Annotated in this window: 16 protein-coding genes; 13 read left to right on the forward strand and 3 right to left on the reverse strand. The window is 42.9% G+C overall.

The features are described 5' to 3' along the window. Positions 1–19 precede the first annotated feature (19 nt). The 5 genes from GGD38_RS36750 to GGD38_RS36770 all read left to right on the forward strand — a co-directional run bounded on the left by GGD38_RS36750 (position 20) and on the right by GGD38_RS36770 (position 4,845). A complete protein-coding gene (locus GGD38_RS36750; RefSeq protein ID WP_375300967.1) occupies positions 20–1,273 on the forward strand; it encodes a T9SS type A sorting domain-containing protein in 1,254 nt (417 codons plus the stop codon). Between the two features lie 27 nt (positions 1,274–1,300). Further along, entirely contained in the window at positions 1,301–3,226 is a 1,926-nt protein-coding gene (locus tag GGD38_RS36755) for a cytochrome-c peroxidase (protein ID WP_375300966.1), read from the forward strand. A gap of 65 nt (positions 3,227–3,291) precedes the next feature. Further along, the gene (locus GGD38_RS36760; protein ID WP_375300965.1) at positions 3,292–3,642 is read left to right on the forward strand and encodes a c-type cytochrome; all 351 of its coding nucleotides are present in this window, start codon (positions 3,292–3,294) and stop codon (positions 3,640–3,642) included. A 230-nt stretch (positions 3,643–3,872) separates the two neighbouring features. Then, positions 3,873–4,379 (forward strand): MauE/DoxX family redox-associated membrane protein, encoded by a 507-nt coding sequence (locus tag GGD38_RS36765; protein WP_375300964.1) that lies wholly within the window; start codon positions 3,873–3,875, stop codon positions 4,377–4,379. 94 nt (positions 4,380–4,473) lie between these two features. Then, positions 4,474–4,845 carry a hypothetical protein gene (locus GGD38_RS36770; RefSeq protein ID WP_375300963.1) on the forward strand — a complete coding sequence of 124 codons (372 nt, stop codon included), beginning with the start codon at positions 4,474–4,476 and terminating at the stop codon, positions 4,843–4,845. A 60-nt stretch (positions 4,846–4,905) separates the two neighbouring features. Here the strand turns inward: GGD38_RS36770 and GGD38_RS36775 are convergent, their stop codons facing one another. Then, entirely contained in the window at positions 4,906–6,561 is a 1,656-nt protein-coding gene (locus tag GGD38_RS36775) for a T9SS type A sorting domain-containing protein (protein WP_375300962.1), read from the reverse strand. A gap of 389 nt (positions 6,562–6,950) precedes the next feature. On the opposite strand from GGD38_RS36775, the gene GGD38_RS36780 reads away from it, so the two are divergent. The 6 genes from GGD38_RS36780 (at position 6,951) to GGD38_RS36805 (ending at position 13,819) form a co-directional block, all read left to right on the forward strand. After that, entirely contained in the window at positions 6,951–8,414 is a 1,464-nt protein-coding gene (locus GGD38_RS36780; RefSeq protein ID WP_375300961.1) for a hypothetical protein, read from the forward strand. A gap of 4 nt (positions 8,415–8,418) precedes the next feature. After that, positions 8,419–9,171, forward strand: a complete 753-nt coding sequence (locus tag GGD38_RS36785) for a glycosyltransferase family A protein (protein WP_375300960.1) — start codon at positions 8,419–8,421, stop codon at positions 9,169–9,171. 40 nt (positions 9,172–9,211) lie between these two features. Then, a complete protein-coding gene (locus tag GGD38_RS36790; protein ID WP_375300959.1) occupies positions 9,212–10,012 on the forward strand; it encodes a hypothetical protein in 801 nt (266 codons plus the stop codon). Between the two features lie 1,075 nt (positions 10,013–11,087). Then, positions 11,088–11,996 (forward strand): alpha/beta fold hydrolase, encoded by a 909-nt coding sequence (locus GGD38_RS36795; protein ID WP_375300958.1) that lies wholly within the window; start codon positions 11,088–11,090, stop codon positions 11,994–11,996. Between the two features lie 56 nt (positions 11,997–12,052). Continuing rightward, a complete protein-coding gene (locus GGD38_RS36800; protein ID WP_375300957.1) occupies positions 12,053–12,982 on the forward strand; it encodes a helix-turn-helix domain-containing protein in 930 nt (309 codons plus the stop codon). A gap of 96 nt (positions 12,983–13,078) precedes the next feature. Beyond that, positions 13,079–13,819 carry an SDR family NAD(P)-dependent oxidoreductase gene (locus tag GGD38_RS36805; protein ID WP_375300956.1) on the forward strand — a complete coding sequence of 247 codons (741 nt, stop codon included), beginning with the start codon at positions 13,079–13,081 and terminating at the stop codon, positions 13,817–13,819. A gap of 446 nt (positions 13,820–14,265) precedes the next feature. On the opposite strand, the gene GGD38_RS36810 is transcribed toward GGD38_RS36805, so the two are convergent. Both GGD38_RS36810 and GGD38_RS36815 read right to left on the reverse strand, forming a co-directional pair. Next, positions 14,266–14,874, reverse strand: coding sequence for a class I SAM-dependent methyltransferase (locus tag GGD38_RS36810; protein ID WP_375300955.1), 609 nt, complete (start codon positions 14,872–14,874; stop codon positions 14,266–14,268). A 195-nt stretch (positions 14,875–15,069) separates the two neighbouring features. Continuing rightward, complete coding sequence (locus GGD38_RS36815) at positions 15,070–15,435, reverse strand: nuclear transport factor 2 family protein (protein ID WP_375300954.1); 366 nt, start codon at positions 15,433–15,435, stop codon at positions 15,070–15,072. A gap of 563 nt (positions 15,436–15,998) precedes the next feature. Between GGD38_RS36815 and GGD38_RS36820 the strand changes: the two genes are divergently transcribed. Next, positions 15,999–19,385, forward strand: coding sequence for a hypothetical protein (locus GGD38_RS36820; RefSeq protein WP_375300953.1), 3,387 nt, complete (start codon positions 15,999–16,001; stop codon positions 19,383–19,385). Positions 19,386–19,435: 50 nt separating this feature from the next. Further along, a complete protein-coding gene (locus tag GGD38_RS36825; protein WP_375303968.1) occupies positions 19,436–25,051 on the forward strand; it encodes a DUF6443 domain-containing protein in 5,616 nt (1,871 codons plus the stop codon).

Genomic DNA, 25,051 nt, shown 5'->3' on the forward strand with positions numbered 1-25,051 from the left:
AACTTTAAAATGCACTGTTATGAATAAGCTGCTAAGGTATGTGTTGATATTTATTCTGATCCCCGGTTCAATTATTGGCCAGTCAGATGGCGCCACCTATGCTGTTACATCAGAAAAAAAAGGCAGCAACGACTGGGTGGCGTTGCGTAGGTTGAATACGGGAACCGGTAAGTTCAGTAGTATGTTGTTAAACATGAACAATAAGGAGCTGCCACAATATGACATTACTACACACCGGTTGCTCGATAAAGTAACAGGGCCGGTAGTTTTAAGCAATACAGTGGTCAACAATTCGCCAGCGCCCATTGTCAATACCGGGGTAGCCGCATTGGCTTATGATCAAAAGACCAACCGGCTTTTTTATGTACCCATGAACGATGACAATTTGCGGTACATCGATCTTGCCACCATGAAAGTATACAGCGATGCAGCCCTCTCTTTTAGTAAGGCCGGTAATTATTTATTTAGAAGTACCAGTCCGGTTACCCGGCTGGTGATAACGCCCGATGGGTATGGATATACAATAACCACCGACGGCAACCATTTGATCCGTTTTACAACAAATGATAAACCGGTTCTTACCAACCTGGGCGAACTGGTTGATGATCCGCACAACAAAGAAATGACGGCACTGAACCCATGCGCCAATGCCGGGGGCGATATGGTGGCCGATGATGCCGGCAATCTTTATCTTATTACAGCTGCTAACCGCGTATTTATGATAGATGTAAATACCAGGGTGGCTACCTACCTGGCAACCATTACAGGGTTACCTGCCGGTTTTACCACAAATGGCGCAGCAGTTGATGAGCATGGAAAACTCATCATTAGCAGCTCGATGTTTACAGAAGCATCATTTATTGTCGATCACAAAACCTGGAAGGCAGTATCCTCCCCGGTACAGCAACAGGTATATGGCATTGCCGATTTGGCAAGCAGTAATGTTTTACAAACAAGAAAAACTATTCCAGCCCTTGTATTATTTGACAGGCCGGTTGTTAAAACCGGCATTACAAGAATATATCCAAACCCTGTATTGTTCGATGAAGTAACTGTTCAGTTTAGTGATCTGCCTGCGGGCAAATACACCATTGAGCTGGCCGATCCATTGGGCAGAAAAGTATTAAAGCAAAAAGTATCTGTAACCCGGCAAACGCAAACCACCATTATGAAGGTGCCTACCGCTACCGCACAGGCATTTTATTATGTACGCATATTGAACGAAAAGAATATTCTGGTAAGTACGCATAAACTGGCATTGGAAAGGTGGTAGTTTTTTTGGCTGCTGAAATATTGTGTTATGAACAAGATCGCTTTCATGATAGCTGTAATTGTTGCGGCTACCTTACTGGGCACATTCTCTTTTCGCATGAGAGTGGCTGAACAGTATATTAGTTACTACCGCGATAAGCTGGACCGTTTTACCGAAAGCGAAATAGACCTGATGAAAGCCATCCGAACAAACGATCTTTCAACCCAGGCAGGTATTGCGGCCGTGAAAGAGCAGATCAGGAAAGCACGACTGGCTTTAAAAGGAATAGATTTCTGGCTACGATACCTTGAACCGGTAATGTATAAAAAAATAAACGGACCACTGCCTGTAGAATGGGAAACCGAAGTATTCGAAAAATTTGAGCGTCCCTATAAAAGAGAAGGAGCGGGGCTTACACTGGCCGAACTGTACCTCGATGAAAAGGAGATAATAAAAGACAGTTTATTGCATTTGATACAGGCATCCATTGATGCAAAAAACACATTTCAGGCCGACTCTATTACAAGGAACTTAAACACCTATCATCATTTCTTTCTGGCAAACAGGTTATTCCTGCTTAACCTGGCGGCCTTATACACAACCGGTTTCGAATGCCCCGAACCCGCTAACATAATTCCGGAACTAAAATACATGCTTGAAAGTGTAAAAGACATTTACACCAGTTATGACCAAAACTTCAGCACCTATGCCGTTAAACCGGCATACCTGCGTTTGTACGACAGTACCATTGCTTTTATTGACAAACAACCTAAAGATGCCGAAACATTTGACCATTTCAATTTTATCAAGAACTATATTAATCCGCTATTTGCATTAAACCAGCAAATGATCAGGGAATACAAAGTATATTCCACCAGTTACAATGACTTTACTTTAAATGATAACTGCAATTCAATTTTTGATAAAACGCTGTATAAAGGGCAAAACACCAACGGGCTTTTTTATGGGGTTAACGATGCAAACGCGCTGTCAGAATTAAAGAACGTTGGCCGCTTACTGTTTTACGATCCCATACTTTCAGGGAACAATCAGCGTAGTTGTGCCAGTTGCCATAAGCCAACAGAATATTTTAACGATACGGCCACGACCACCAACCTGAATTTCGACAACCGGCATTTTTTATTAAGAAATACACCAACACTTGTAAATGCAATCTATAACCATTTATTAATGCTCGATGGTAAGCATATATCACTGGAAGGGCAGGCGAGAGATGTAACTTCGAATCCCGATGAAATGGGTAGCACGCCCGATGATATTCTGAAAAAAGTTTTAAGCTGCCCCGACTATAATGAAGCATTTAAACGCCTGTTGAAGTTCACGCCCGGGTATAAGGCCATCAATTTTTATCATCTTGCTTCAGCCATTACAACTTACTACAGCGATTTCAGTAAATACTATTCGCCATTCGACAAGGCGATGAACAACCACGCTGTTCTTTCAAAGGAAGCAGAGGCAGGGTTCAATATATTTATGAGCAAGGCACAATGCGCAACCTGTCATTTTGTACCGCTGTTCAACGGCGTAAAACCACCTTATGTAGGCAGCGAATTTGAAGTGATAGGCGTGCCTGAAGACACTACTTTTAAAACTATAAACAATGATTCGGGCAGGTATAAAATAAATGCGGCCAAAGAAACTCTGCATGCTTTCAGAACCGGAAGCATTCGCAATGCGCAGTTCACAAAGCCATATATGCACAATGGCATATTTAAAACACTGGAAGAGGTGATTGATTTTTATGATGCCGGTGGCGGTGTTGGTAAAGGGCTGGCAGTTGACAATCAAACCTTATCATCCGATTCATTAAGGCTTACAGGGGCAGAGAAGAAAGCGCTTATTGCATTTATTAATTCATTGAATGAAGATATTCCGTTAGAAAGCCCGCCGGCGAAACTTCCATCATCCAGGCTCCATGAGCTGAACCAGCGAAAGGTGGGCGGCACTTATTAATTATTTTGAAACCACTAATACCCTTGTTTATGAGGAAAATAAACATTCTAACCTGCATAGTACTTATGATATGTTTTGCCCAATGCGCCACCCAGGTTAAAATAGAGTATAATATACCAACATGGCTCACCGATATACAAAAAGAGGAACTGAAGATCAAGCTGGAAAGAGGCTACCAGTTATATAAACCCAATTGTTCAAAATGCCATGGCATTTTCAAAAAAGGAAAGGATGGCATTCCCAATTTTACAGCTAAACAGCTGGATGTTTATAAAGCGCGGCACGAGCTGCGTGATTCTACCAATCATGCTTATTCAATAGGCATGTCGCAGGAAGACCTAAGTGCTATCATTCACTTTCTGATGCTACGTAAAGGGGCACAACCAGTAGCACAGACAACAGACGATGGCAAATAAACACCTGGATTCAATATAACACATAAGCAGCACGGGGCAGGATGTCTATCCAGCCCCATTTTTATTAAACCCTTAAAGGGATACCATCATCATTCCATAATATACTTTACGGCACACTAAATTAATTAAGTAGTTTGCTTACTAACGCTGTTTCTTTATACCAAAAGGATGTTTGTTGCAATACCTTTGTCATGACAAACGCCAATATTCTACCATTAAACCTGTTTGTTATGCTGAATACAGTATTGTTTAAGCACAACCCTGAAACGAACAAACCAAGTGTTTTTAATACGCTATCTGAATGGCTAACCCGGAATATAAAAGTGAGCCACCTGCTTATATTTTTATTTGCCTACACGGCATTTAGTAAACTGCAATTCTTCTCTAATTCTCAGCTAATCGATTTGGCAGACTTTGAAAAGGCAATGTTCAAATCGCCCGTTCTTCGCCCATATGTACATGAACTGGCGTACCTTATACCATTAAGTGAGATCGTTGTTTGCCTGTTATTGATCTTTAATAAAACAAAAAAATGGGGTTATTTTATATCCCTTGGCCTACTAGCGGTATTCACTGGTTACATTACATATATACTCATCGTATATTCTCACCATCTCCCATGTGTTTGTGGCGGAGTTATATCACAAATGTCGTGGCCCGTACACCTGTTGTTTAATCTGTTCTATATGGCAATAACGATCAGGGCCATCTTTTTAATGAACAAAAAACAGCAATAACATTTCAGGTCTTTTATTCAATTTTTTAATAAAGGGGCGAGGTCTGCAGCCCTTATTAATGCAGCCGACTATTTAATTATTAAAGTTTAAACTTATGAAACGAATCAAAAATTTTGTTCCCGTGTTGGTTTTATTAGTTGCTGTTACTGCTTCTTTTGCATTTCGTAAAGCAACAGTATACACATGTACCTGGTACGACTATGTAGGCGCTCCGGGTCAGGAGTTTGATCCTGCGAATTATGTGCCATCGGTTGGTACACCTTCATGGCCAGGGCAGGGTGGTGCGTTGGGCGGAATATGTGTAGATGCCAGTGATATTTATAGCTCTGGTACGTATGCAGGTTTGCCAAAGGTTGATGATTATAATATGGCCATAGCCAACGTAGTAACTTATGCATTGGAAAGTGAAGAAGATAATTATCAAATAGAAGATTTTAATGAGGCCGCTGATCTGAAAGCGCCATAAATAGAAATTATTAATGCCTCCAATGAGTTGCCAGCCCGGCTAACTCATTGGAGGCTAATTTTATTTTACAAGCTTTAAAGTGGTATTTATGTTATTGCCATATACACGAAGTAAATAAACGCCTTTTGGCAAATGAATCGGTGGATGTAAAGTGAGCTTGTTTTCTCCCGGCTGAAGGGTCTTTTGTATTAAACTTACCGTATTCCCTTTAGCATCTGCCATTAACAGGTTAACCCGCTCTTCTTTTAAAGCAGTAATTCTTACAAAGATCTCATTAATGAATGGATCGGGGTATGCACTTATTGTTCCTGGTTTGAATTCGGTATCAACCTTAACCATTTTTGAATACTGAATATGCCCATCTGTATCGATCATTTTCAACCGATAGTACAATAACTGGCCCGGAGCTAATGAATGTAGAATGCCCGCGTCTTTAAAATCATATTTGAGTGTGCCCAGGGTGGTTGCACGTAGGTTACCCTGGCCTATGTAAGAAAAAGAAAGCCCATCCATTGAACGCTCTACTTCAAAATGGCTAAAATTCCTGGCATCTGATGCAGCCCAATTCAATTGAACATCATTATTCATTTTATCTGCGGTAAAACTTACTAAACTGATAGGTAAAACAACCTGCACGGGAACGGCTGAAACGCCCCTGAAAGCAGTTCTGTCTGTTACGGCTGTTGCTATTACGGTAGGTGTACCAACAAAGGTCCCATTATAGCCAAAAGGGTCAGTAAATTTTACCAGTTCACCGCCTTCTATAGTCGAGCTGTTTGCGCCTCTGCGGGTAGCATATAAAGTAACGGTACCTCCTGATACGGTAGCACCCAATGCCCTGTAATCATCAGCAGAATTTCCAATTATACCATTGGCAACCCAGTTGCCGGAAACAAAAGAATATTTTTCAAGACCGTTCACATCATCTGCAACATACAGCACATCAGGGCCCGATACTGCGGCATTCAGATCGAGTAATACAAACTGCCCGGGCGATCCGTTTATAGGAAACCCAGGCAGCCCGGTGACCGTTTGGCCCGAAGTAGTAGGGCACCCGGTTCCTACACTCCCTATTCTTGGACTTCCACTATTTCCCGAGACATATAATTGCCCGGCCGCCACACTTATTGCGCGAAGATTTGTTGGCCCTGTGGAATGAAGTTGCGTTGAAGTGGTAGCGCCAACGGCTGCATATCTTACGCCGCCTGTGCCACCAGTGGCGCCACCGCCGCAGGCCCACACATCGGTACCGTTAATTGATATGGCCGACCTAACGGGGCCGCCCGAAGAAAGATCGGTAAAAGCTGTGGAAGTATTAATAACCGCATTATAACCCACAAGACCTACCGTTCGGGGCCGGGTAGTGCTGCCCGAACCGCCTACACCGCTGGTGCCTACGGCTATATTATAACCTGTACATACCACATATTGCCCATCTATAGATAAATTCAAAAGCCCTTCCGAGCTGCCCGTGCCAGCTGCCGTTAGTATTTTATTGGAACCACTTACCGCCACCGGCATGGCAATGGACTGAACCAACGTACCTGATGAAGTATACTCATCTAAAAAGACTGCCGTTGCGGCATTTGTTAAAGTAGCAGCTCCTGTACCTACCCGGTATACAACAATATTTCCAGGAGTAAATGCAACCTGCGCTGAAGCAGAAAAAAAGGAGAAAACCAGGGCTATTGGCAAACATTCTTTTACTTTCCTCATAGATGCTTGATTTGATTAGATATGTAAATAGTGACAGGTATTACGTGAATAACCCTGTTAAATACCACTAATCAAAAGCCGGTAAAGTAATTGAAATACCAGTGAGCCAACAATTACCTAAAGGTAAACAATTAAAGGTATATGATTATATGAGGCTATAAAGTAATGCTGGTTTTCTTCTTACCTCACGACAATGCGTACTCAGTACAAAAACATAATACCCTTAACTCTCTTCTATGTGTGCTTTAAGTACCTTCTAACATGGGAACTCACACGTTTTAGTAATAACCGCATTTGAAATGTGGCATGCCGTATTGACCCTTAACCTATGAATAAATAGTTTTAGTTTATTAAAGTCAGCCACTTTGCCAATCTTTTAAAAACGATTTATGCTTCAGTTTGCACAGGATTTGAATATTGATCAGCCTCTTGCCGCCATTTGGAAGGAGTTGAATGAAACGGACCTCCGTGAGGATGACAATCTGCCGGTTGCCAGCCTGATCCCGCTTTTACTACAGTTTGAAAAGGCCGAAGGGAATGAATATTCCCTCGCCGCAGCCTCGTCGATAGCTGAAAAATACTATGAAAATTCATTTTCGGTAAATGCTTCAGCCGGTATGAAGGCCAATCTTTTAATACGGCTTATTGCGCTTTACTATACTTCGGGTAACACAACTGTGCTTGAAAAGATCAATGCGCTCACAGGAGGCATCATCCGCGACATGCGTATTTGTAAAACCGGTATGTTCTGGATAGACGGCCGCATACAAAATGAAATTTTGTTTATTCATCTGCAATATACTTACTGTCTGGCCTTTCATGAGCTTGGCCGTTGTTTTGGCAATGAGTCGCTGGTACACATAACCAAACCGGTACTTGAACTTACTGATACAATCGCCGATCGCTGTTTTCAAAACATATTTGAAACGGTGTCAACCGATGACGATCTTTCTTCTGTTATGTCAGTAATTTTTCCTGTCGAAGCGATGATGATGAGAATGACAATTGCCAAACTGGCCGGTGAAGCCGGCAATAGTTTCATCGACAAACTACAAAACCAGTTAACCAGCATACTATCCCTTTTGCCCGATCACATAGGTAAAAGAATTCTTTCCGGAAAATACCTTTGCCGCCCCAACACAGGACTGTTTAACCAGAGCGATAATAATAACAGGCTGCTCAGCAGCTACCCCTTTATTGGTTTGCAATTAGCCGCAACCAATAAAAGAAGCCTATTGCAATACTTCTATTTCACCTACTTTACGTTAAAAGAGATCATTGAAGAGAAAACAGGACCATTCACCATCCCAGACTTCAGGTCTTTTTGTGACAAAGACAGCTTCAGTACGCTTCTGGCGGACTATAAACAACACCTCACCGCAGAAGAATTAAATACAGTTGAAGCATTACACGAGTATGAACTGTTTAAATTAAACCAGGAACAGTATTTTCTTTGTTTTGACAAAAAGCCGGCTACTCCGTTAACCTCCGGCACAGATTCAGATAAATACCTGCAGTTACAACCACAAGGACGAATTTTTAAAGTTTTCAGAAATCATAATATCAGTGTTATGAAAACTATTCTGGAGACCGTACTTACAGATGAGAATTTTTATACGGTTTTTGTATATCCCGATATGATAGATCGCCGGGTAAAGGAAGAAGTTTTAACCGTAACAGACGAGAAGATCCTTGTTGCATTCAGCAAACCGGTAAGTGCGCTCGCCGTAACCGACAAGTTGTCCATGGAATTGACCACACGGTCGGCCGATTCCTCATTGACAAAACAAGGCATTAAACGGAAAATAAGTTTTTTTGAGAAAAAAGGAATATTGATACGTACTCAAATTTAATTTTATGAAGAAGGTATCCTTTTGCATTACCTGTATGAACAGGTTCCACCAGATATCCAAGACACTGCCAACTAATTTATTCGATAACTTACCCAACAAAAATGACGTAGAATTTATTCTGGTTGATTTTGGAAGTAAAGATGGACTTAAAGAGTGGGTGCTTTCCAATTTCAGTGAAGAGCTGCGCTCGGGTTATTTGCAATATTTTTATACAGACACCCTAACCACCTGGCACGCTTCCATTGCTAAAAACACGGCGCATTATTTTGCAAATGGTGAAGTGGTGGTGAACCTGGATTGTGACAATTATACCGGCAGCAGGGGCGGGGAGTTTGTGATGGAACAGTTTGATAAATTCGGCGACAACTTACTGCTGCACCAGTTTAGTGGTGCTTTTAACGATGGAAGCTGTGGCCGCATCAGTATGAGAAAAGAGTTTTTTCTTAAAGTAGGCGGCTATGATGAATCCTTTCTGCCTATGGGTTACCAGGACCTGGATATCCTTAAACGCCTTCACTTGTTTGGGCTGAATTATGAACTGGTAAAAGACCGAAAGTATAATAACGCCATTCAGAATACGAAAAAAGACAGTCTTAAAAACACTGCCTCCGAAATGAGTTATCAAAAAATGAATTTACACAATTGTATTCTCTCCAAAGGTAATGCCGAGGCTGGCAGGATCATTTGCTCCCGCAACAAACCGGGGATAAGAGAAGGGGTTTTCATGTTTGAAAATAATACATTTATTTCAGTGTGAAAGCAGTGAGCAAAAGCAGATCGAGAATTAAAATATCCAGATGAAACACCTTATCACTATTGGAGATGGCGGTTTATGTAACCAGCTACGGGCCATTGCATCGGCCAAAAGACTTTGCTCCCTTTATAATGCCCGCTGTTCTATTCTGTGGCCATGGGAACAACTTAAAGAGTTATTTGAACCAGACCCAAATGTTCATATAATTACAGAATTACCAACAGAACAGGGAAATTATACCTTCTATAATACATATATTCAATCGCAAATGGGAAGCCATTTAACCCAGGAGTTTGATTTCCGAGATCAGTGTAACGTGATCATAGAGGCTTGCCAGATATTCAATGACCGCAGGGAACCAAAAATAACCCTCAAAGACCTCATCGATTACCTGCCTAAGCCTTCAACTTCTGTTTTAGCAACGGTTGCTGATTTTTCAAAAAAACATTTTGAAGGGAAACGGGTTGTAGGCGTACACATTCGCCGCACAGATAACATCAATAGCATTCAAATGTCGCCCGACCACCTTTTTATTTCAAAGATTGAAAAATTGATACAGGCAGGTTATAAGATCTTTCTGGCTACAGATAATCAACAAACGCAGTCTGAATATTTAAATAGATTCCCCGGGAATATTATTACCTATGAAAAAGAAGGTTCGCTTACTGTGCGATGGCCAAAACAGCAATTCAACTTCGAGGAGACAAGAGAAGATCTGGTAGACCTTTTATTACTTTCGAGGTGCGAGTATGTGGTGGGTTGTCACTGGTCTTCCTATTCCAGAACAGCCATGGTGCTGAACGGTTCACCAGAATGCGAAGTACTTGTAGAAGGGAATTCTTAAAGCCGCTCCTGGCTGGGAGCGGCTAAGTAACGGTTTTTATGCCACTAATTCGGTTTTGAGGCGCCAAACTCAGGTTTTGCTTTCCATCACTCTTTTTTTGAATTGACCAGAGCAAAATATGAGCTGTCCAACTCTTTTTTGGGTCACCCAACGCAGGTTTAGGTATTCACCAATCAGGTTATTGCCTTCGCCAATCAGATTGTAGTCTTCGCCAGTGGGGTTATACCCTTCGCCAGTCAGGTAATGGTGTTTCCCAGTCGGGTTATGATCTTTCCAAATCGGATTATTGCCTTCGCCAGTCGGGTTATGGCTTTCGGCAGTCGGGTAATAGCTTTCACTAACAGGTTACACCCTTAAACCAATCAGGTTAAACCTTATACCCAATCAGGTAATGGCCATCGCCAATCAGGTAAAAGCCTTCGCCCAAAAAGTCATCGTGAACACCTGTCGGGTAATAGCCTACACCTTATTGGGAAAACACTTTTTCTCAACAGATTTTGACGATTTCTTATTAAAGAGTGCAAAAGAACTACCTGGGTGAGGTCAATACGTAATTAGCGAAATCAAATACTGGTTGGGTAAGCCCTAATTCCCGACAAGGAAAGCCCAATACCTGACTAACATGCTCCGATACTGAGCTGGTAAAGGTAGCATAATGAAAAAACCACTTCAAAAACTGAGTTGGAGAAGGCTGTGTTTCGCAAAACATTTCATTTACTGAGTTTACGTAGGCTCCAACCTGAACAAAGCTTTCAAATAATGAGTTAGGGTAGGGTGCATCCTGAACAAAGCTTTCAAACAGGTAACACCTAACAATAATGTGTATGTTCCATACGACAACACAGGAAGTATTAGGTGTTTACATTCTCAAGTTGTACAATGGCAGGGAGATCATTACAAAGAAGTTCCTGAAAAGGTAGTATTTAATAGTAGCAAGCCGGGGGCGAAAAGTTTCACTCCCGACTTGCTATTCAGATATTAATCAGGCCAATTTGGTGTTGACGCAATTGCAAATAATTTAATTGGATATGGCATCATTTTTTATCATAATACAGCGAACAGTAAATCAGATGAAATGGCATTTGCTTCAGGTTATCCCGACCAAATTAAGGTGAACACGGAATCTACAACTATCTTTCTTCGCAGGTTAGGAAGTGGTCCGGGTCTTTTGCTATTACATGGTTTTCCACAAACCCATTTAATGTGGCGGGAAGTGGCACCGGCTTTGGCAAATGATTTCACGGTCATTTGTGCCGATTTAAGGGGCTATGGTCAAAGTGGCTGTCCGCCTTCTGATAAAGACCATTCACCCTATTCAAAACGGGCCATGGCCTGGGATATGGTGCAAGTGATGGAGCAATTAGGATTTACTGAGTTTATGGTGGCTGGTCATGATAGAGGAGGCCGTGTGGCTTATCGGCTCTCACTTGATCATCCGGAACACGTGAAAGCACTGGCGGTGCTTGATATTTTACCTGTTGCCGAAGTATGGGACCGGGCCGACAGGCATATTATTGATTTTTGGCCCTGGTCACTATTATCGCAAGCCGCACCATTTCCCGAACGGCTCATTTCGGGAGCGCCTGATACGATAATTGATAATGCACTTTCTGACTGGGGAACTGATGAAATTTTTTTTTCCAGGGAAGTAAAGGCTTCGTATATACAACAATTATGTGATCCCTTACATGTACACGCTATTTGCGAAGAATTCAGAGCAGCGGCTACCATCGATTATATGCACGACAGGGAAGATCAAAGACAAGGCAACTGTATTCAATGTCCGGTTTTAGCTTTATGGAGTGCTGGTGGTCCTTTAGATACCTGGTATACTGAGGCTGGCGGCCCGCTGAATATTTGGCGGAATTGGGCTCACAATGTGCAAGGTTCAGCGCTGCCTGGCGGTCATTTCTTTCCCGAGGCGGCTCCGAAGGAAACCAGCAGCGCCTTGCGTCATTTTTTTAAAAGTGCCGGTTCAGGATAAAAATTCAAAATCTGTTATAATATGATAACTTTGATTATTACATATTTGGCAGTAGTATGAAAACAATAGATGAGTTTGCAGATGGTTTATCCAAAGGATCGTCCATTGAACTGGCAGCATTATTACCAACAGGTATCCAGCAGGAAATAGGTCATTTCAATATTTTCAATTTTACGGATATCAAACAAAATTATAATGATAATTCCACGGTATCTTATCAATGCCGCACTTTCTATAAGATTAGTTTTCTTTCCAGCCATTCTCTGATCGAATATCCCGACCGTATAATAGAAATATCCTCCCCGGCACTGGTTTTCACATCACCTAAAACGCCATTAAAATGGACACTTGATAGCGTACAAACGGGTAGCTGCTGTATTTTTACTGCTGATTTTCTTCATCCAACAAAAAGTGGGTTGATGCTTGACGAATTACCGCTTTACAAATCACCTGAATATCCGGTATTCTTCCCTGCCGACAAAGATCTTGCAAAAATACAGACCATATTCGGCTATATGACAGAGGAACTCAGTTCCGACTATGCGTATAAATATGATCTGTTACGGGCTTACACCCTTGAATTAATTCACATAGGACAAAAGCTGCAATCAGTAACACACCTGCATCCTAACCATAACGCATTTGCAAGAACGACCTCTTTATTTGTTGAATTACTTGAGAGGCAATTTCCGATTGAAAATCCTCAACAGCATATCAGATTAAGGTCGGCCGGAGAATTCGCCGCCGAATTGTCTGTACATATCAATCACCTCAATAAGGTATTAAAAGAGACGACAGGTTTAACTACTTCCGAACTCATCGCCGGCCGCATATTACAGGAAGCAAAATTATTGCTGTTGCAAACAAACTGGACTATTTCAGCAATTGCTGACAGCCTTGGGTTCTCAGATTTTGCACATTTCTCGAAATTTTTCAAGAGTGAAACCGGACTTTCTCCAAAGGTCTTTCGCATGCAATCAAAATAGAAAGATTGAATTATACATAAAATTGATTGATCTGCCATTTTTGTTGGTGGCTGTTTAAGTAACCTTTGTATTGTTTTTAAACAATACTTAACAAAAATGGAAAATCAAAAGATCGCGTTAGTAACAGGTGGTAGCCGTGGCATTGGCAAGGAAATTTCTTTAAAGCTGGCCCAGCAAGGCGTAGACATTATATTTACTTACCTGAGTAATGAGCAGGAAGCTGCTAATACAATAGCTGAGATAAAAGCAAAAGGACGTGAGGCAATTGGCTTAAAGCTGGATATAACTAATGTCAACAGTTTTGATAGGTTTGTAGAGCGCGTACAGACTGAATTAAAGGGTGCTTCTTTAAATTTTCTTATTAATAACGCTGGCACCAGTATCGTCTCTCTGCTTACGGAAACAACGGAAACACAGTTTGATGAGATGGTAAATATCCACATGAAAGGTGTTTATTTTCTCACACAAAAGGTACTCAAGATCCTCAGTGATGGGGGAAGGATTGTTAATATTTCATCTGCAATTTCCCGTAATTCTTTTGCAGGTACTTCTGCTTATGGAATGGTAAAAGGAGCTATTGATATTTATACTAAGTTCCTTGCATTGGAGTTGGGTAAGCGGGGCATTGCGGCCAATGTTGTGGCTCCCGGAGCTATTTTTGGCGGCGGCACGATGGTTGATACTGCTGAGATGCGAAGCTTTGTTACAGGTATTACAGCACTTGGACGAGTGGGTGTGCCTGAAGATGTAGCGGGTGTGGTTGCTTTTCTATGTGGTGAGGATGCGAAGTGGGTTAATGGTCAGCGGATCGAAGTAACTGGCGGGATGGCGTTATAGATAAACCATTGAAAAGGATCAAAGCCTTCGGATCGAATCCGAAGGCTTTTGTGTTGTAATGAACGCTCAATTCTGCGTCATGGTAAATATTTAGATAATAGTATTGGGGTGACCACATAAGTTAGGTTTAAGGGTATGTTATACTTGAACCATTTGTTCAACAAATGAAATTAAACCAATAGACAGCTTTATTATTTGAAAGCTTTTAAATTGTGATAGAGATTATTGAGTTCGTAATTATTATCCCATCCACCGCTTTCGTACATGGCAATTATTAAATACCGTTTTAATTCATCTAAAGATTTCGTTGCGAACCTGCATGAGTTTATCGATGTATCACTGCTACAGGAAAGCTTTAACGCCCGAACAAAAAGGAGCCAGTGGCGTGGACGCAGAAACATGGATAGACTACCACAAACAACGATGATCATAGCACAATGACTGCTTTACGATACTTGTTTAAAACATTTGATTAAATACATGGGCTGATTCTCTGCTACTTCAGTAATCTCAAATAATCCAAAGCTTCCAAACTCCTTTTGAACGGAAGCATTATCATAAAAGAATATTTTCACGCCTCCGAACTGTTCATAGCGATCTTTACTCAACAATGTGCCCTTACCGTATGTATGGGCTTTTTTTGAGATGGCGGTAAATACCATGTACCCGTTATCGGACAATTGATCATAGCACTTCCGAATAAAAGCGGCTCTGTCGTTTTCGTCTAAAAGATGAATTAAGGCGTAGCTAAAAATACCATCGTAATGATCATTGCTGAAAGGCATATCTGTTACCGAACCGTGGTAAATTTTCATTGCTGAACCATAGCGCTTCTCCGCCAATTCAATCGCTGTTTTTGAGATTTCAATACCAGTAACTTCCATTCCTTTACTAAGAAAAGCCTGACCGTTTCTACCATAACCTATACCGGGAATGAGTACCTTTTTTACCCCCTTTTCATCAAACATCATGGCCGTTTGCAAAGCCGACTGGGTATAACCGTTGCCCCACATTTCCTGTTTGTCTTTAAAGGCTTCTTCCCAAAATTCTGTCATTTGTACTTTATTTTGTTTTGATGAAATCCTGACGGTGTAAACAGCTTACTTAGCTCCAACAATTTCCATTTACCATCTGGCAACAGGCATTACCAGCTGATCTCCGCAGTTGCCGGGTTTGTTTCTTCACTGAAAAATTTACCTGTTGGCCCCTCCTTATCAATCAGGGCGTATTTAATAATTCGGTTTGCGGCATCAGGAAGCCTTCGGGGCAGGCTCTAAAAAAGCATATAAATGTGCCACTTTCCCATTCTCGATCACGAAAAAATCCATACTGTTGAGGACGCCGCCGGAAGTTTCAATTTGTCCGTAAAGCCTTGCACTGTTCTGTAATGGATCAATAGATTTAACTACGGAGAACTTGTAAACCGGATCTTCAGCGATAAGCTTTCCGATAAAATCCGACACTGCTTGTAAACCATTAAGGGTCAACTCCCTGTCATACATCTTGATATCATTTGCATAGATATCTTTAAGCAATTCATTACGCCTGGCTACATTTTTTTCATTCCAGGCGGCTACATGTTTATCCTGCAATTCAGTAAAGAGCATATTTTCCATTATTATTATTTGTGATAGATTAAACCTTTGTACCTAATAAGTACGTCCCGATTGTACGTAATTGAACAATAGTAGTTATTGATAACATATTTAACTTCCTGAATGCAATCTTACTCCATTTGACGTTAATTAAGTATTTGTTTTTTTAAAGATACTGATAACATCAGCACCTTTTTATTATAACCTATACTTTGCGTAAGCTATGCTTCTATGGCCCGCCCTGTGTCAAAAAAAGATAAGTAATCTTTGCTTTCAACAAACACTACACTTACATTCGTACTCTCAAAGTAACCACTAACCGAAACCGTTTATGACAAGACCTTACCTATTACCTCACATTGCCTGTCGGGCTATTCACTCTGATAAGAATCACATCTTTCAGGACATTCATCCTCACTGTACTTTTTCGTTACAGAAGAAAGCACAATCCCGTTTGTAGACAACCGCAAACGACTGATTTTTCAGATAGAATACATATGTCATCATCTTAATGAATGGATGGAGGATATCGATCCTTCCATAAAATAGTTATTACCAAACACCTCATATCTAATGTTGAATGTATGACCAGACCATTTACCTTTATCGTTTTAAGTTTACTCGCTATTCTTCATTCGTATGGCCAAAATCAGGTTAATATCAATGTACCAACGACCAATGGCCAGAATAAGGATTTCATTCCGGCGTCGCCTTCGGCTGCCAGTTTAGGCATATTCGGGCAAATACCCGTGGGCAATTATACCGGTACGGCGGTGGTAAGCTTACCGCTGCACAACATCGCTTATAAAGAACTGCAAATTCCGGTAGGCATCAGCTACCATGCATCCGGCAATAAGCCCGATTTCTTCCCGGGTATTGTAGGCCTGTCATGGGCGCTTAATTCCGGCGGCGCCATCACCCGGGTGGTGAAGGGCATGCCAGACTATGAATCTTATGATAATGGCCAAACGACTATTCCCGTGGGCTACAATCCTACCGGTGATGCCGACTGGAGTTCCCTTACCAAATTAAATACCCATTTATCGCGCGGTGGATTTATCGCCGACCAGGACAGGACGAACCCCGATGAATTTTATTTCAACTTCAACGACATTACCGGCAAATTCTATATGAACCAGTTGTCTGAGTTCAAAGTTAGATCCACTGCTAATAAGTTTTACAAGGTAGCCGCACAGGTAGTGGAAAACAAGGAATTTATTATGCCGCTATTGCCCCAGAGTAGTACCATACCCTGGGCACGGCCTTACAATAATAAATTGAAGCAGAAAAAAATGATCTACAAGGTCATCATCACAGATGATATGGGCATCCAATACATCTTTGGCGGCACAGATAATTCCATTGAGTTCAGCAGACCGGGGCACAGCTTCAGCTCACTGCCTATGGAGGCCCTCGCCGACATGATAACACCTATGACCTGGCACCTCACCTCCATTATATCACCCAATGGCTATACCATAACCCTCGATTACGAAAGAGGATATGAGGTTACCAAAGTGCCTTATTGCGACGTCACCAGATCCATTTGGCGCGTGGGTAGTACAACAAATACAGATGTAACCCCTTTGCCCATTGCCATGGCAGAAAAAAGTACGCTGGTAAATGCCTGTTATCTCAAAACGATTACCACACCAAAAGAAACGATCGCCCTTTCCTATTCAGAAGCCACCGAACAACTGCAATTTCCCAAAGATCCCAGTATATATGCAGACCAGGCTGTTAATGAAAATATGTTTACCTGGTACGATGATATAAGCTACGCGCTTACCGAAAACCTGCGATCGAAAAAGCTGGATTCTATAGTAATAAGAGATGCCCGTAACGAACTGTACAAAACAGTTCGCTTTGATTACACTTCCAATACCAATGTTCGTTTAAAACTGATGTCCGTACGGGTGCATGGCAACGACTATAAACAAGGGCCAACCTGGTACTTCGGCTACAATGGCATGCAGCTGCCGCCATATCTATCTTACAAAACAGATCATTACGGCTTCTACAATGGCCGCAATCCCTATATCAATACACATGATCAGTGGTATTATGTAACCACGCTTAATCAGCAGGATTTCTTTAACAGTAAAGAACCAGACACCAACTTTGTGCAGGCAGAGCTCCTGAACAGGATCACTTATCCAACAGGCGGCTACACGGAGTTTGAGTATGAACCGAATGTGTACAGCACTACCGTACAAACATGGCCGTTTACAACAGTTACCGGCGCCAACCGGATCACCGGTGGCGTGCGCATTAAAAGAGCCACTGATTATGCAGGCCCGGGACAAAAAGCGTTATCGAAAAGATATCATTACGTCAAAAACTATCTTTCCGGCGGCACCACCAGCAGCGGCGTACTTAGCTGGCAACCCATTTACTACGAACAACTCGCAGGTGAGGTAAAACCGCCTGCCCAATACTCAGGCTGGACCTCCACCTTCAGGGGTAATATTGAGATGACCACCTGGAGTTCCAACCCTATTTTTCCACTGGGCGCCACCCGCGGCAATCATGTTACGTACTCAGAAGTTACTGTAGCCTATGAAGATGGCGGCGCGTCGGTATATAAGTATAAGAATTACGACAATGGTTACAACGACCATCCTGTTGTTGAAAAGGTATCGGACAATGCCACGCTGAAAGAATTCTGGAAAGAAGAGGAAGGCATTAGCATGGACATTGAAAGAGGCCAGCCGCTTTCGGAAGAGCATTACGATGCCACGAAGGCCATAAAGAAAAGAACACTATATGAATATAATGATGACACTGCCCGTTTTAGAAATCATGTACGGGTGCTTGCCCAAACGTTCAATAGTATAAAAAAAGCCGGCATACCCTCGCTTCGCCTTACAGCCAGTCTTATTTATACTTATTATCCATACTTAAAAAAGGAAACGGAAACCGTTTTTGAGAACGGCCAGCAGCTAACATCCAGTATCGACTATTTATATGACACAGCCTATCGCCTGGTAAAACAGGTTAAAACAGTTTCCAGTGATGGCAAAACGCTCACCAGGATCAATAAATATCCTGCCGATATGGGAACCACGGCTCCTTACCCTAAAATGGTATCAGCGGGATTGTTAGGCGTGTTGGTGTCAACCGAACAGCAATCCAATGGAATACAGATCAACAAAGATCAGACTGATTTTGCCGAAAATCTTTCTCCCAACACAGCGCTCATATTGCCGCAGGCAGCTAAAACACAATTCAAAGGTGGCAACCAGATCATAAACGGAGAATATTTACAGTACGATGTAAAAGGCAATGTAGCCAGTACGGCTGTGCCTGGCGGCCCCAACACCTGTTATATATACAGTTATAATTACCTGTATCCGGTGGCAAAGATCGTAAACGCCGACTATGCTACCGTGGTTGCCGTATTGGGTGGCCAACAGGCGGTCGATAATTTCAGCGCGTCCATTCCTTCCGAAAGCAGTTTGCAACTCTTTCTGCAACCACTGCGCACGGCCACCGCTTTATCTGCGGCCAGGGTATATACATACGCTTACCATTTGCTGAATGGCATGACCACTGAAACGGATCCCAATAACAGGAATACCTATTATGGTTATGATTATATGGGCAGGTTAAACATGGTAAAAGACCAGGATAGGAACATTCTGCGAAAGCTTTGTTACAACTATGCCGGTCAGGTAGAGAACTGCGATGCAGGACTTCCCTTTCATCAGCATGAATTGCACTACAGTACTTCCGCCGCCGATATGTGCAACGGCGTACCACTACAGGTGTACTTCGCATATACAAAAAGACCTGATCCTGATGCCGGCTTATTATATACGAATGACTTTTTCATCAATTCGCAACTCACCTCCCGGGTACCGGATGGATATTACAAAGTGCATAGCAGCGATGTGTTCTTCCCACAGGACACAGTCTACCATCAAATACAGTTTGGGAGAATAATCAATACCTATTCATGCAATCGCTAAATACCAACAGGTATAGAAAATCAACATCCATCAAGTTTAACTTAAACAATATGCTGGCTCATCAATATATAACAAAGGTTGTGTGCATGTGGATGCTATGCATGCTGACAACAGGTAGTTTTTGCCTGGCAGGCGATCGTGATCCGCAAGCCGTTTATACGATCACCGGCCCCCTTACCTGTCCGCTCAATGAAGTGCGGCCCTATACCTCTTCTGCACCCCTTACGGACGGCGCTTTTTGGGAAGTGGCTAACGGAACCATCATTTATTCGAATGCCAACCAGGCGTATGTTCAATGGCACACAAGGCCAAGCGGAGCGCTTCGGATCAGAAATGCCAACGGCTCGGTTAACAACACCATTACGGTAACCGTTGCAATAGCCAATACGTTTAGTCCCGTAAATCCGCTTTACCAGTTAGTGACCTCCAACACACGGCCCGGCGTCATCACGCCTACCCGTATTCCCACCACCGCCTGTACTTTCAAATGGGCGCAAAGCAGGGATGGCGTTAACTACACCACTATTTTTGGCGCTACGGGCAGAACTTATCAGCCCTTGCAGTCAACGATAAGTACCTTTTACAAACGAGAAGAAATATGTGATGGTGTGATCGCAGGCGTATATTCTCAGGTGTCGGCTGTAATAGTTACCAACCTGCCGTTGGTGGCGGGTACACTTACACCGGCATCGCAGGAAATAGCCAGCGGCACCAGTCCTTCGCAGTTAACCCTGCAAGGTGTAACAGGTGGAACGGGCACACGCTCCTATACGTGGCAATACAGTACCGATCAAACGAGCTGGACGGCAATCAATCATACCGATACCGCAAAGTATACACCGCCTGTTTTAAACAGCACTACCTGGTACAGGGTAATGGTTAAAACACCTACAGAAACAGGTTACAGCGCTAAAGCACTTGTAACAGTAGATCCGCCTGTGATCCCCGGTTCTATTTCGCCTTCTTCCAGTTCTATTTCGGTTGGAGCAACCATTGGAACATTTACAGGTTCTTTGCCATCTGGTGGTATCTGCAGCAGCTATACTTACCAATGGCAGCAAAGCGGCGATAATGAAACGTTCAATGATATCGCCGGCGCTACCGACCAGAACTATACGCCCGGCAGTATTTATGCAACTACTTTTTTCCGCCGCAAAGTAACCTGTAATAAAACGGTCGCTTACACCGGCACGGCCCGCGTGATCGTAAATGTGTCGGCAACGAGCAATATGAATTATATCCGCATCCGCGAATTTACCAGGCCTGTTTATGGCGCGGAGCAGGCAGAGGCCCTGGTGCGTCCGATATCAGTGAAGCAAACCGTTGACTACATGGATGGGTTAGGCCGAATGGTGCAAACCGTAAAACGGCAGGTGACCCAGTCGCATAAAGACCTGGTTGTTCCTTTTACATACGACGTTCTGGGGCGAAAAGAACGCAGCTATATGCCCTATGTTTCGGTTGACACAACCGGAGCCTTCAAACCCAATGCATTGAACGAACAGCAAAATTTCAACGCCATACTTTATCCCAATGAACAGTATTACTATAGCAAAACCCAGTTTGAATCTTCTCCACTTAGCCGTGTAATCAAAACCATGGCGCCCGGCTTTAACTGGGCAGGCAGTAACAGGGGCACAGAACAGCAATATGCTTTTAATACCGATGAAGACTCCGTGAAGAGATGGGATGTTACAGACGTAAACAACAACTGGGGTACATATACCTTTAAAGGCGCTTATACAGCAGCAGAGCTGTTTAAGACAATCACGATAGATGAAGCGGGGAAACAAACCGTAGAGTTTAAAGATAAAAGCGGCAACCTGGTGTTGAAAAAAGTGCAATTATCTGCCACCCCTGCTACAGCCGCCCACACAGGCTGGCTTTGCACTTATTACCTGTACGATTATGCCAATAAATTACGGGTGACCGTACAACCCCGCGGCGTAGAGCTGTTGAGCCAGAACGGCTGGAACCTGCACGCATTGAACAATAAGGTGCTCGACGAACAATGCTTTCGCTATGAATATGATTTTCGCGAACTGCTGATCCGTAAAAAGGAACCTAGCAAAGGTGAAGTATGGATGGTATACGACAAGCTGAAAAGGCTGATAATGACGCAGGACGCCCAGCAGCGGGCCAATGGCAAATGGATGATCAGTTTATACGATGTTTTCAGCAGGCCGGTGGAAACGGGCTTGTTTACCAACAGCAGTGATGGGTTCATTCACAACGCAAACGCAAGGAACAATACCGTTTATCCCTTTGCTCCGGGAAGTGTACGATCTGATTATGAATTGCTGATCCAAACCGGTTATGACACCTATGCCACGCTGCCGGCAGCCAGTGGATTGAATGCTACCATGGATCGTTCGGCCGACAGCCTGCTGGATAAGAATTATAACAAAGCGCCGTTATATCCACAGGAACTGACACCTGTTACCAGGTTGCTTGATCTCAAAACCTGGACAAAAACAAAAGTACTGGGAGCGGGACCGGACACCTATTTGTATTCGGTGAACATATACGATAAAAAGCAACGGCTTATTCAGGTAAAAACAAGAAATGTTACCGGTGGGGAAGATATTGTCACCAATCAGTATACCTGGAGCGGACAACCGATCGTAAGCATTCAGAAGCAGACAAATGCAGATGCCGGTAATCCGCAAACGCATGCAATTGTTTCCAGAATGGAATACGATGAAATGGGGCGGTTGTTAACAGTAAAAAAATCGATCCATAGTATTGTGAATGGGGTGGTCGTAGACAAACAGGAAGCGCCCATTGTAAAGAACGAATACAATACCCTTGGGCAGTTAAAAACAAAATATATTGGTAGTAAAAAAGACCGTACCGGCAATGTTTCCGGCGAGCCGCTGGAATCACTTGTATATGATTACCATGTGCGCGGCTGGCAAAAGGGCATGAACCGCGATTATCTTAGCGGTACCGAAACAAAAAAGTATTTTGGTTATGAGCTGGGGTACGATAAAACAGCCAATACCACCGGTCGCAACTTTGATAGCGCCTATTACAATGGTAACATAGCCGGTATGTTATGGAAAAGTTCCGGCGATGGCATACAGCGGAAGTATGACTATGCTTATGATGCCGTGAACCGGTTGCTGAGAGCCGATTTTGAACAACACAACACGGATGGCAGTTGGAACAACAGCGAAGTGAATTTTGATGTAAAGATAGGCGATGGCATAAATGCATCCACCGCATACGACGCCAATGGCAATATATTACGCATGCAGCAGTGGGCACCGAAAATCACCGGCAGCGCACAAACAGACGACCTGCGATACACTTATTACGAGAATAACAATAAACTGAAGAATGTAGTTGACTTATTCAATGACGAGCAAACAAAGCTCGGCGATTTCAGAACTTCTGCCTTTCACCCACAGAAGAATGAGAAGCAGAACTACACCACTAATCCAAACGGTACAGACATCAATGCCATTACAGACTACACATATGATGGCAATGGTAATTTGCTGAAAGACCTGAATAAGAATATCGGCAGCGCCGGGGTTAATGGAATTACGTATAACCATATGAATCTGCCGGCAGTGGTTAATGTGCATAATTCCGATGGTATTAAAGGAACAGTCACTTACGCATATGACGCTGCAGGCAATAAGTTGAAAAAAGTGGTGAGCGATCAAAGTGTAACGGGTAAAATCATTACTACCACTACTACTTACGTGAACGGCCTTGTTTATGAAAGCCGAACAACCAGTCCTGCCAATGCACCTAACGACGATTACAGCAGCCGTTTGCTGTTCATCAATCACCAGGAAGGGCGTTTCAGGTTTTTACCAGCGATTGGTAATGCGCCTGCACGTTTTGAAACAGACTATTTTATCAAAGATTATCTCGGTAATATTCGTGTAATGCTAACAGAGCAACAGCAACAGGATATTTACCCGGCCGCTACGCTGGAAGGAAGCATGGCCACCGGCGGTACACCCAATGCCATCTATGAAGAACAGAAGTATTATACAATAGATCCTGCCAATGTGGTTAACAAGTCCGAAGCAACAGGCATCACCGATTACATCAATAAGAACGGCGGCGTAACAGCTACCGATGCGCCGGTAAACAACAACCCGGCCAGCAACACAACAGCAGTAAGTCAGCAACTGTATAAATTACAGGCAACAGGCAATACGGGTGTTACAGGATTAGGCATAACGCTAAAGGTTATGAGTGGTGATTACATTGACATTTACGGTAAGTCGTACTATTTCCAGAACAATGCCGGTGAAACCAATTATCCCATACCGGTGCTGGATGTGCTGGCCGGCTTGCTGGGAGCACCCTCCGGCGCCATTGCAGGGAAAAATGTTACGGCCGCTGGTTTAAACGGCGTTCCGTCAATAGCCAATGCTGTTGATAATTTCCTAACGCAGCCCAGCCGTGGCGCAGGCACCCAGCCCAAAGCCTATATCAACTGGATTTTACTGGATGAGAACTTCCATTTTGTAAAAGGCAGTTTCAGCCGCGTGGGTAATGCCAACAGCGTAAAGAGCCATTACGAAGCAGATGCATCACTTCGTAACATCGAAATTACCCAAAATGGGTACCTTTATGTATTTGTTAGTAATGAAAGTCCGGTGCGGGTATACTTCGACAATCTGCAGGTGATCCATAGCAGAGGCGCGGTGCTGGAAGAAAGCCACTATTATCCGTTTGGATTAACAATGGCGGGCATAAGTTCGAGGGCTCTATTGTCAGGAAGTCCTGAAAACAGGTACAAGTACAACGGCAAGGAAGAGCAAAGTAAAGAGTTTACGGATGGTAGTGGGCTGGAATGGTTAGATTATGGGGCAAGGATGTATGATGCACAGATTGGCAGGTGGCATGTGATTGATCCGTTGGCTGATCAAATGCGAAGACATTCGCCATATAATTATGCATTTGATAATCCCATAAGGTTTATTGACCCGGATGGAATGAAGCCACTGGGAGATTATTATGGCATAGATGGTACCTGGCTTTTTAGCGATGGCAAAAAAGATGATAAAGCTTATTTAATTTTACTCGTACTTATAGAACTGGACATTAAGAATTCGGAGCTTATTGATATGGCGGCCATTGCGTATGGAGAATCTTCAGGTGATAAAGATGAGACGTTTGCATTCGCAAATGTTATTAAGAACAATATGGATGCTGAAAATAAAACAGAAACGCAAGCTACAAAGGGTCATTTTTCTTATGCAAAATCCAATAAGGACACCAGGTACACGATGCTGAAAAATGCTACTCCTGCTTCCAGAAATAACTCCAGCGGCATGAAAGATGCAATGGCTGGTGCAATTAATGCAATGGTATCCTGGGGCAAGGATTATTCGAATGGTGCAAAAGGATGGGATGGTGTTGACGTTTTACAGGGTTCTCCCAATAAAGCGCAGGCTAATGGTCACAATCCTCCTGCAAATCATTATCGTCAAACAAATGGTGGAATTGTTGACCCTAATAATTTAGCTCCCACATTTTACAATAATGCAAAAGAATATATCGGGCAGAAATTTGGCGTAGGGGGTAGGGAATATAATGCCGTACTGCCGCTGATGCTAAATGTAACCGTACCAAACAAAACACCGTATGTTATTTTGTCAACTTATGGGGGCACCGTATTTTATGATCATAGATAA

The organism is Niastella sp. OAS944, assembly GCA_024809215.1.
In the GTDB taxonomy this organism is placed as follows: Bacteria; Bacteroidota; Bacteroidia; order Chitinophagales; family Chitinophagaceae; genus Niastella.

Coding starts and splice junctions, on each gene's coding strand:
- GGD38_RS36815 (WP_375300954.1), bottom strand. CDS start 15,435: ATGGAAAATATGCTCTTTACTGAATTGCAGGATAAACATGTAGCCGCC.
- GGD38_RS36820 (WP_375300953.1), top strand. CDS start 15,999: ATGACCAGACCATTTACCTTTATCGTTTTAAGTTTACTCGCTATTCTT.
- GGD38_RS36790 (WP_375300959.1), top strand. CDS start 9,212: ATGAAACACCTTATCACTATTGGAGATGGCGGTTTATGTAACCAGCTA.
- GGD38_RS36755 (WP_375300966.1), top strand. CDS start 1,301: ATGAACAAGATCGCTTTCATGATAGCTGTAATTGTTGCGGCTACCTTA.
- GGD38_RS36750 (WP_375300967.1), top strand. CDS start 20: ATGAATAAGCTGCTAAGGTATGTGTTGATATTTATTCTGATCCCCGGT.
- GGD38_RS36805 (WP_375300956.1), top strand. CDS start 13,079: ATGGAAAATCAAAAGATCGCGTTAGTAACAGGTGGTAGCCGTGGCATT.
- GGD38_RS36800 (WP_375300957.1), top strand. CDS start 12,053: ATGAAAACAATAGATGAGTTTGCAGATGGTTTATCCAAAGGATCGTCC.
- GGD38_RS36795 (WP_375300958.1), top strand. CDS start 11,088: ATGGCATTTGCTTCAGGTTATCCCGACCAAATTAAGGTGAACACGGAA.
- GGD38_RS36825 (WP_375303968.1), top strand. CDS start 19,436: ATGCTGGCTCATCAATATATAACAAAGGTTGTGTGCATGTGGATGCTA.
- GGD38_RS36785 (WP_375300960.1), top strand. CDS start 8,419: ATGAAGAAGGTATCCTTTTGCATTACCTGTATGAACAGGTTCCACCAG.
- GGD38_RS36770 (WP_375300963.1), top strand. CDS start 4,474: ATGAAACGAATCAAAAATTTTGTTCCCGTGTTGGTTTTATTAGTTGCT.
- GGD38_RS36775 (WP_375300962.1), bottom strand. CDS start 6,561: ATGAGGAAAGTAAAAGAATGTTTGCCAATAGCCCTGGTTTTCTCCTTT.
- GGD38_RS36760 (WP_375300965.1), top strand. CDS start 3,292: ATGATATGTTTTGCCCAATGCGCCACCCAGGTTAAAATAGAGTATAAT.
- GGD38_RS36810 (WP_375300955.1), bottom strand. CDS start 14,874: ATGACAGAATTTTGGGAAGAAGCCTTTAAAGACAAACAGGAAATGTGG.
- GGD38_RS36765 (WP_375300964.1), top strand. CDS start 3,873: ATGCTGAATACAGTATTGTTTAAGCACAACCCTGAAACGAACAAACCA.
- GGD38_RS36780 (WP_375300961.1), top strand. CDS start 6,951: ATGCTTCAGTTTGCACAGGATTTGAATATTGATCAGCCTCTTGCCGCC.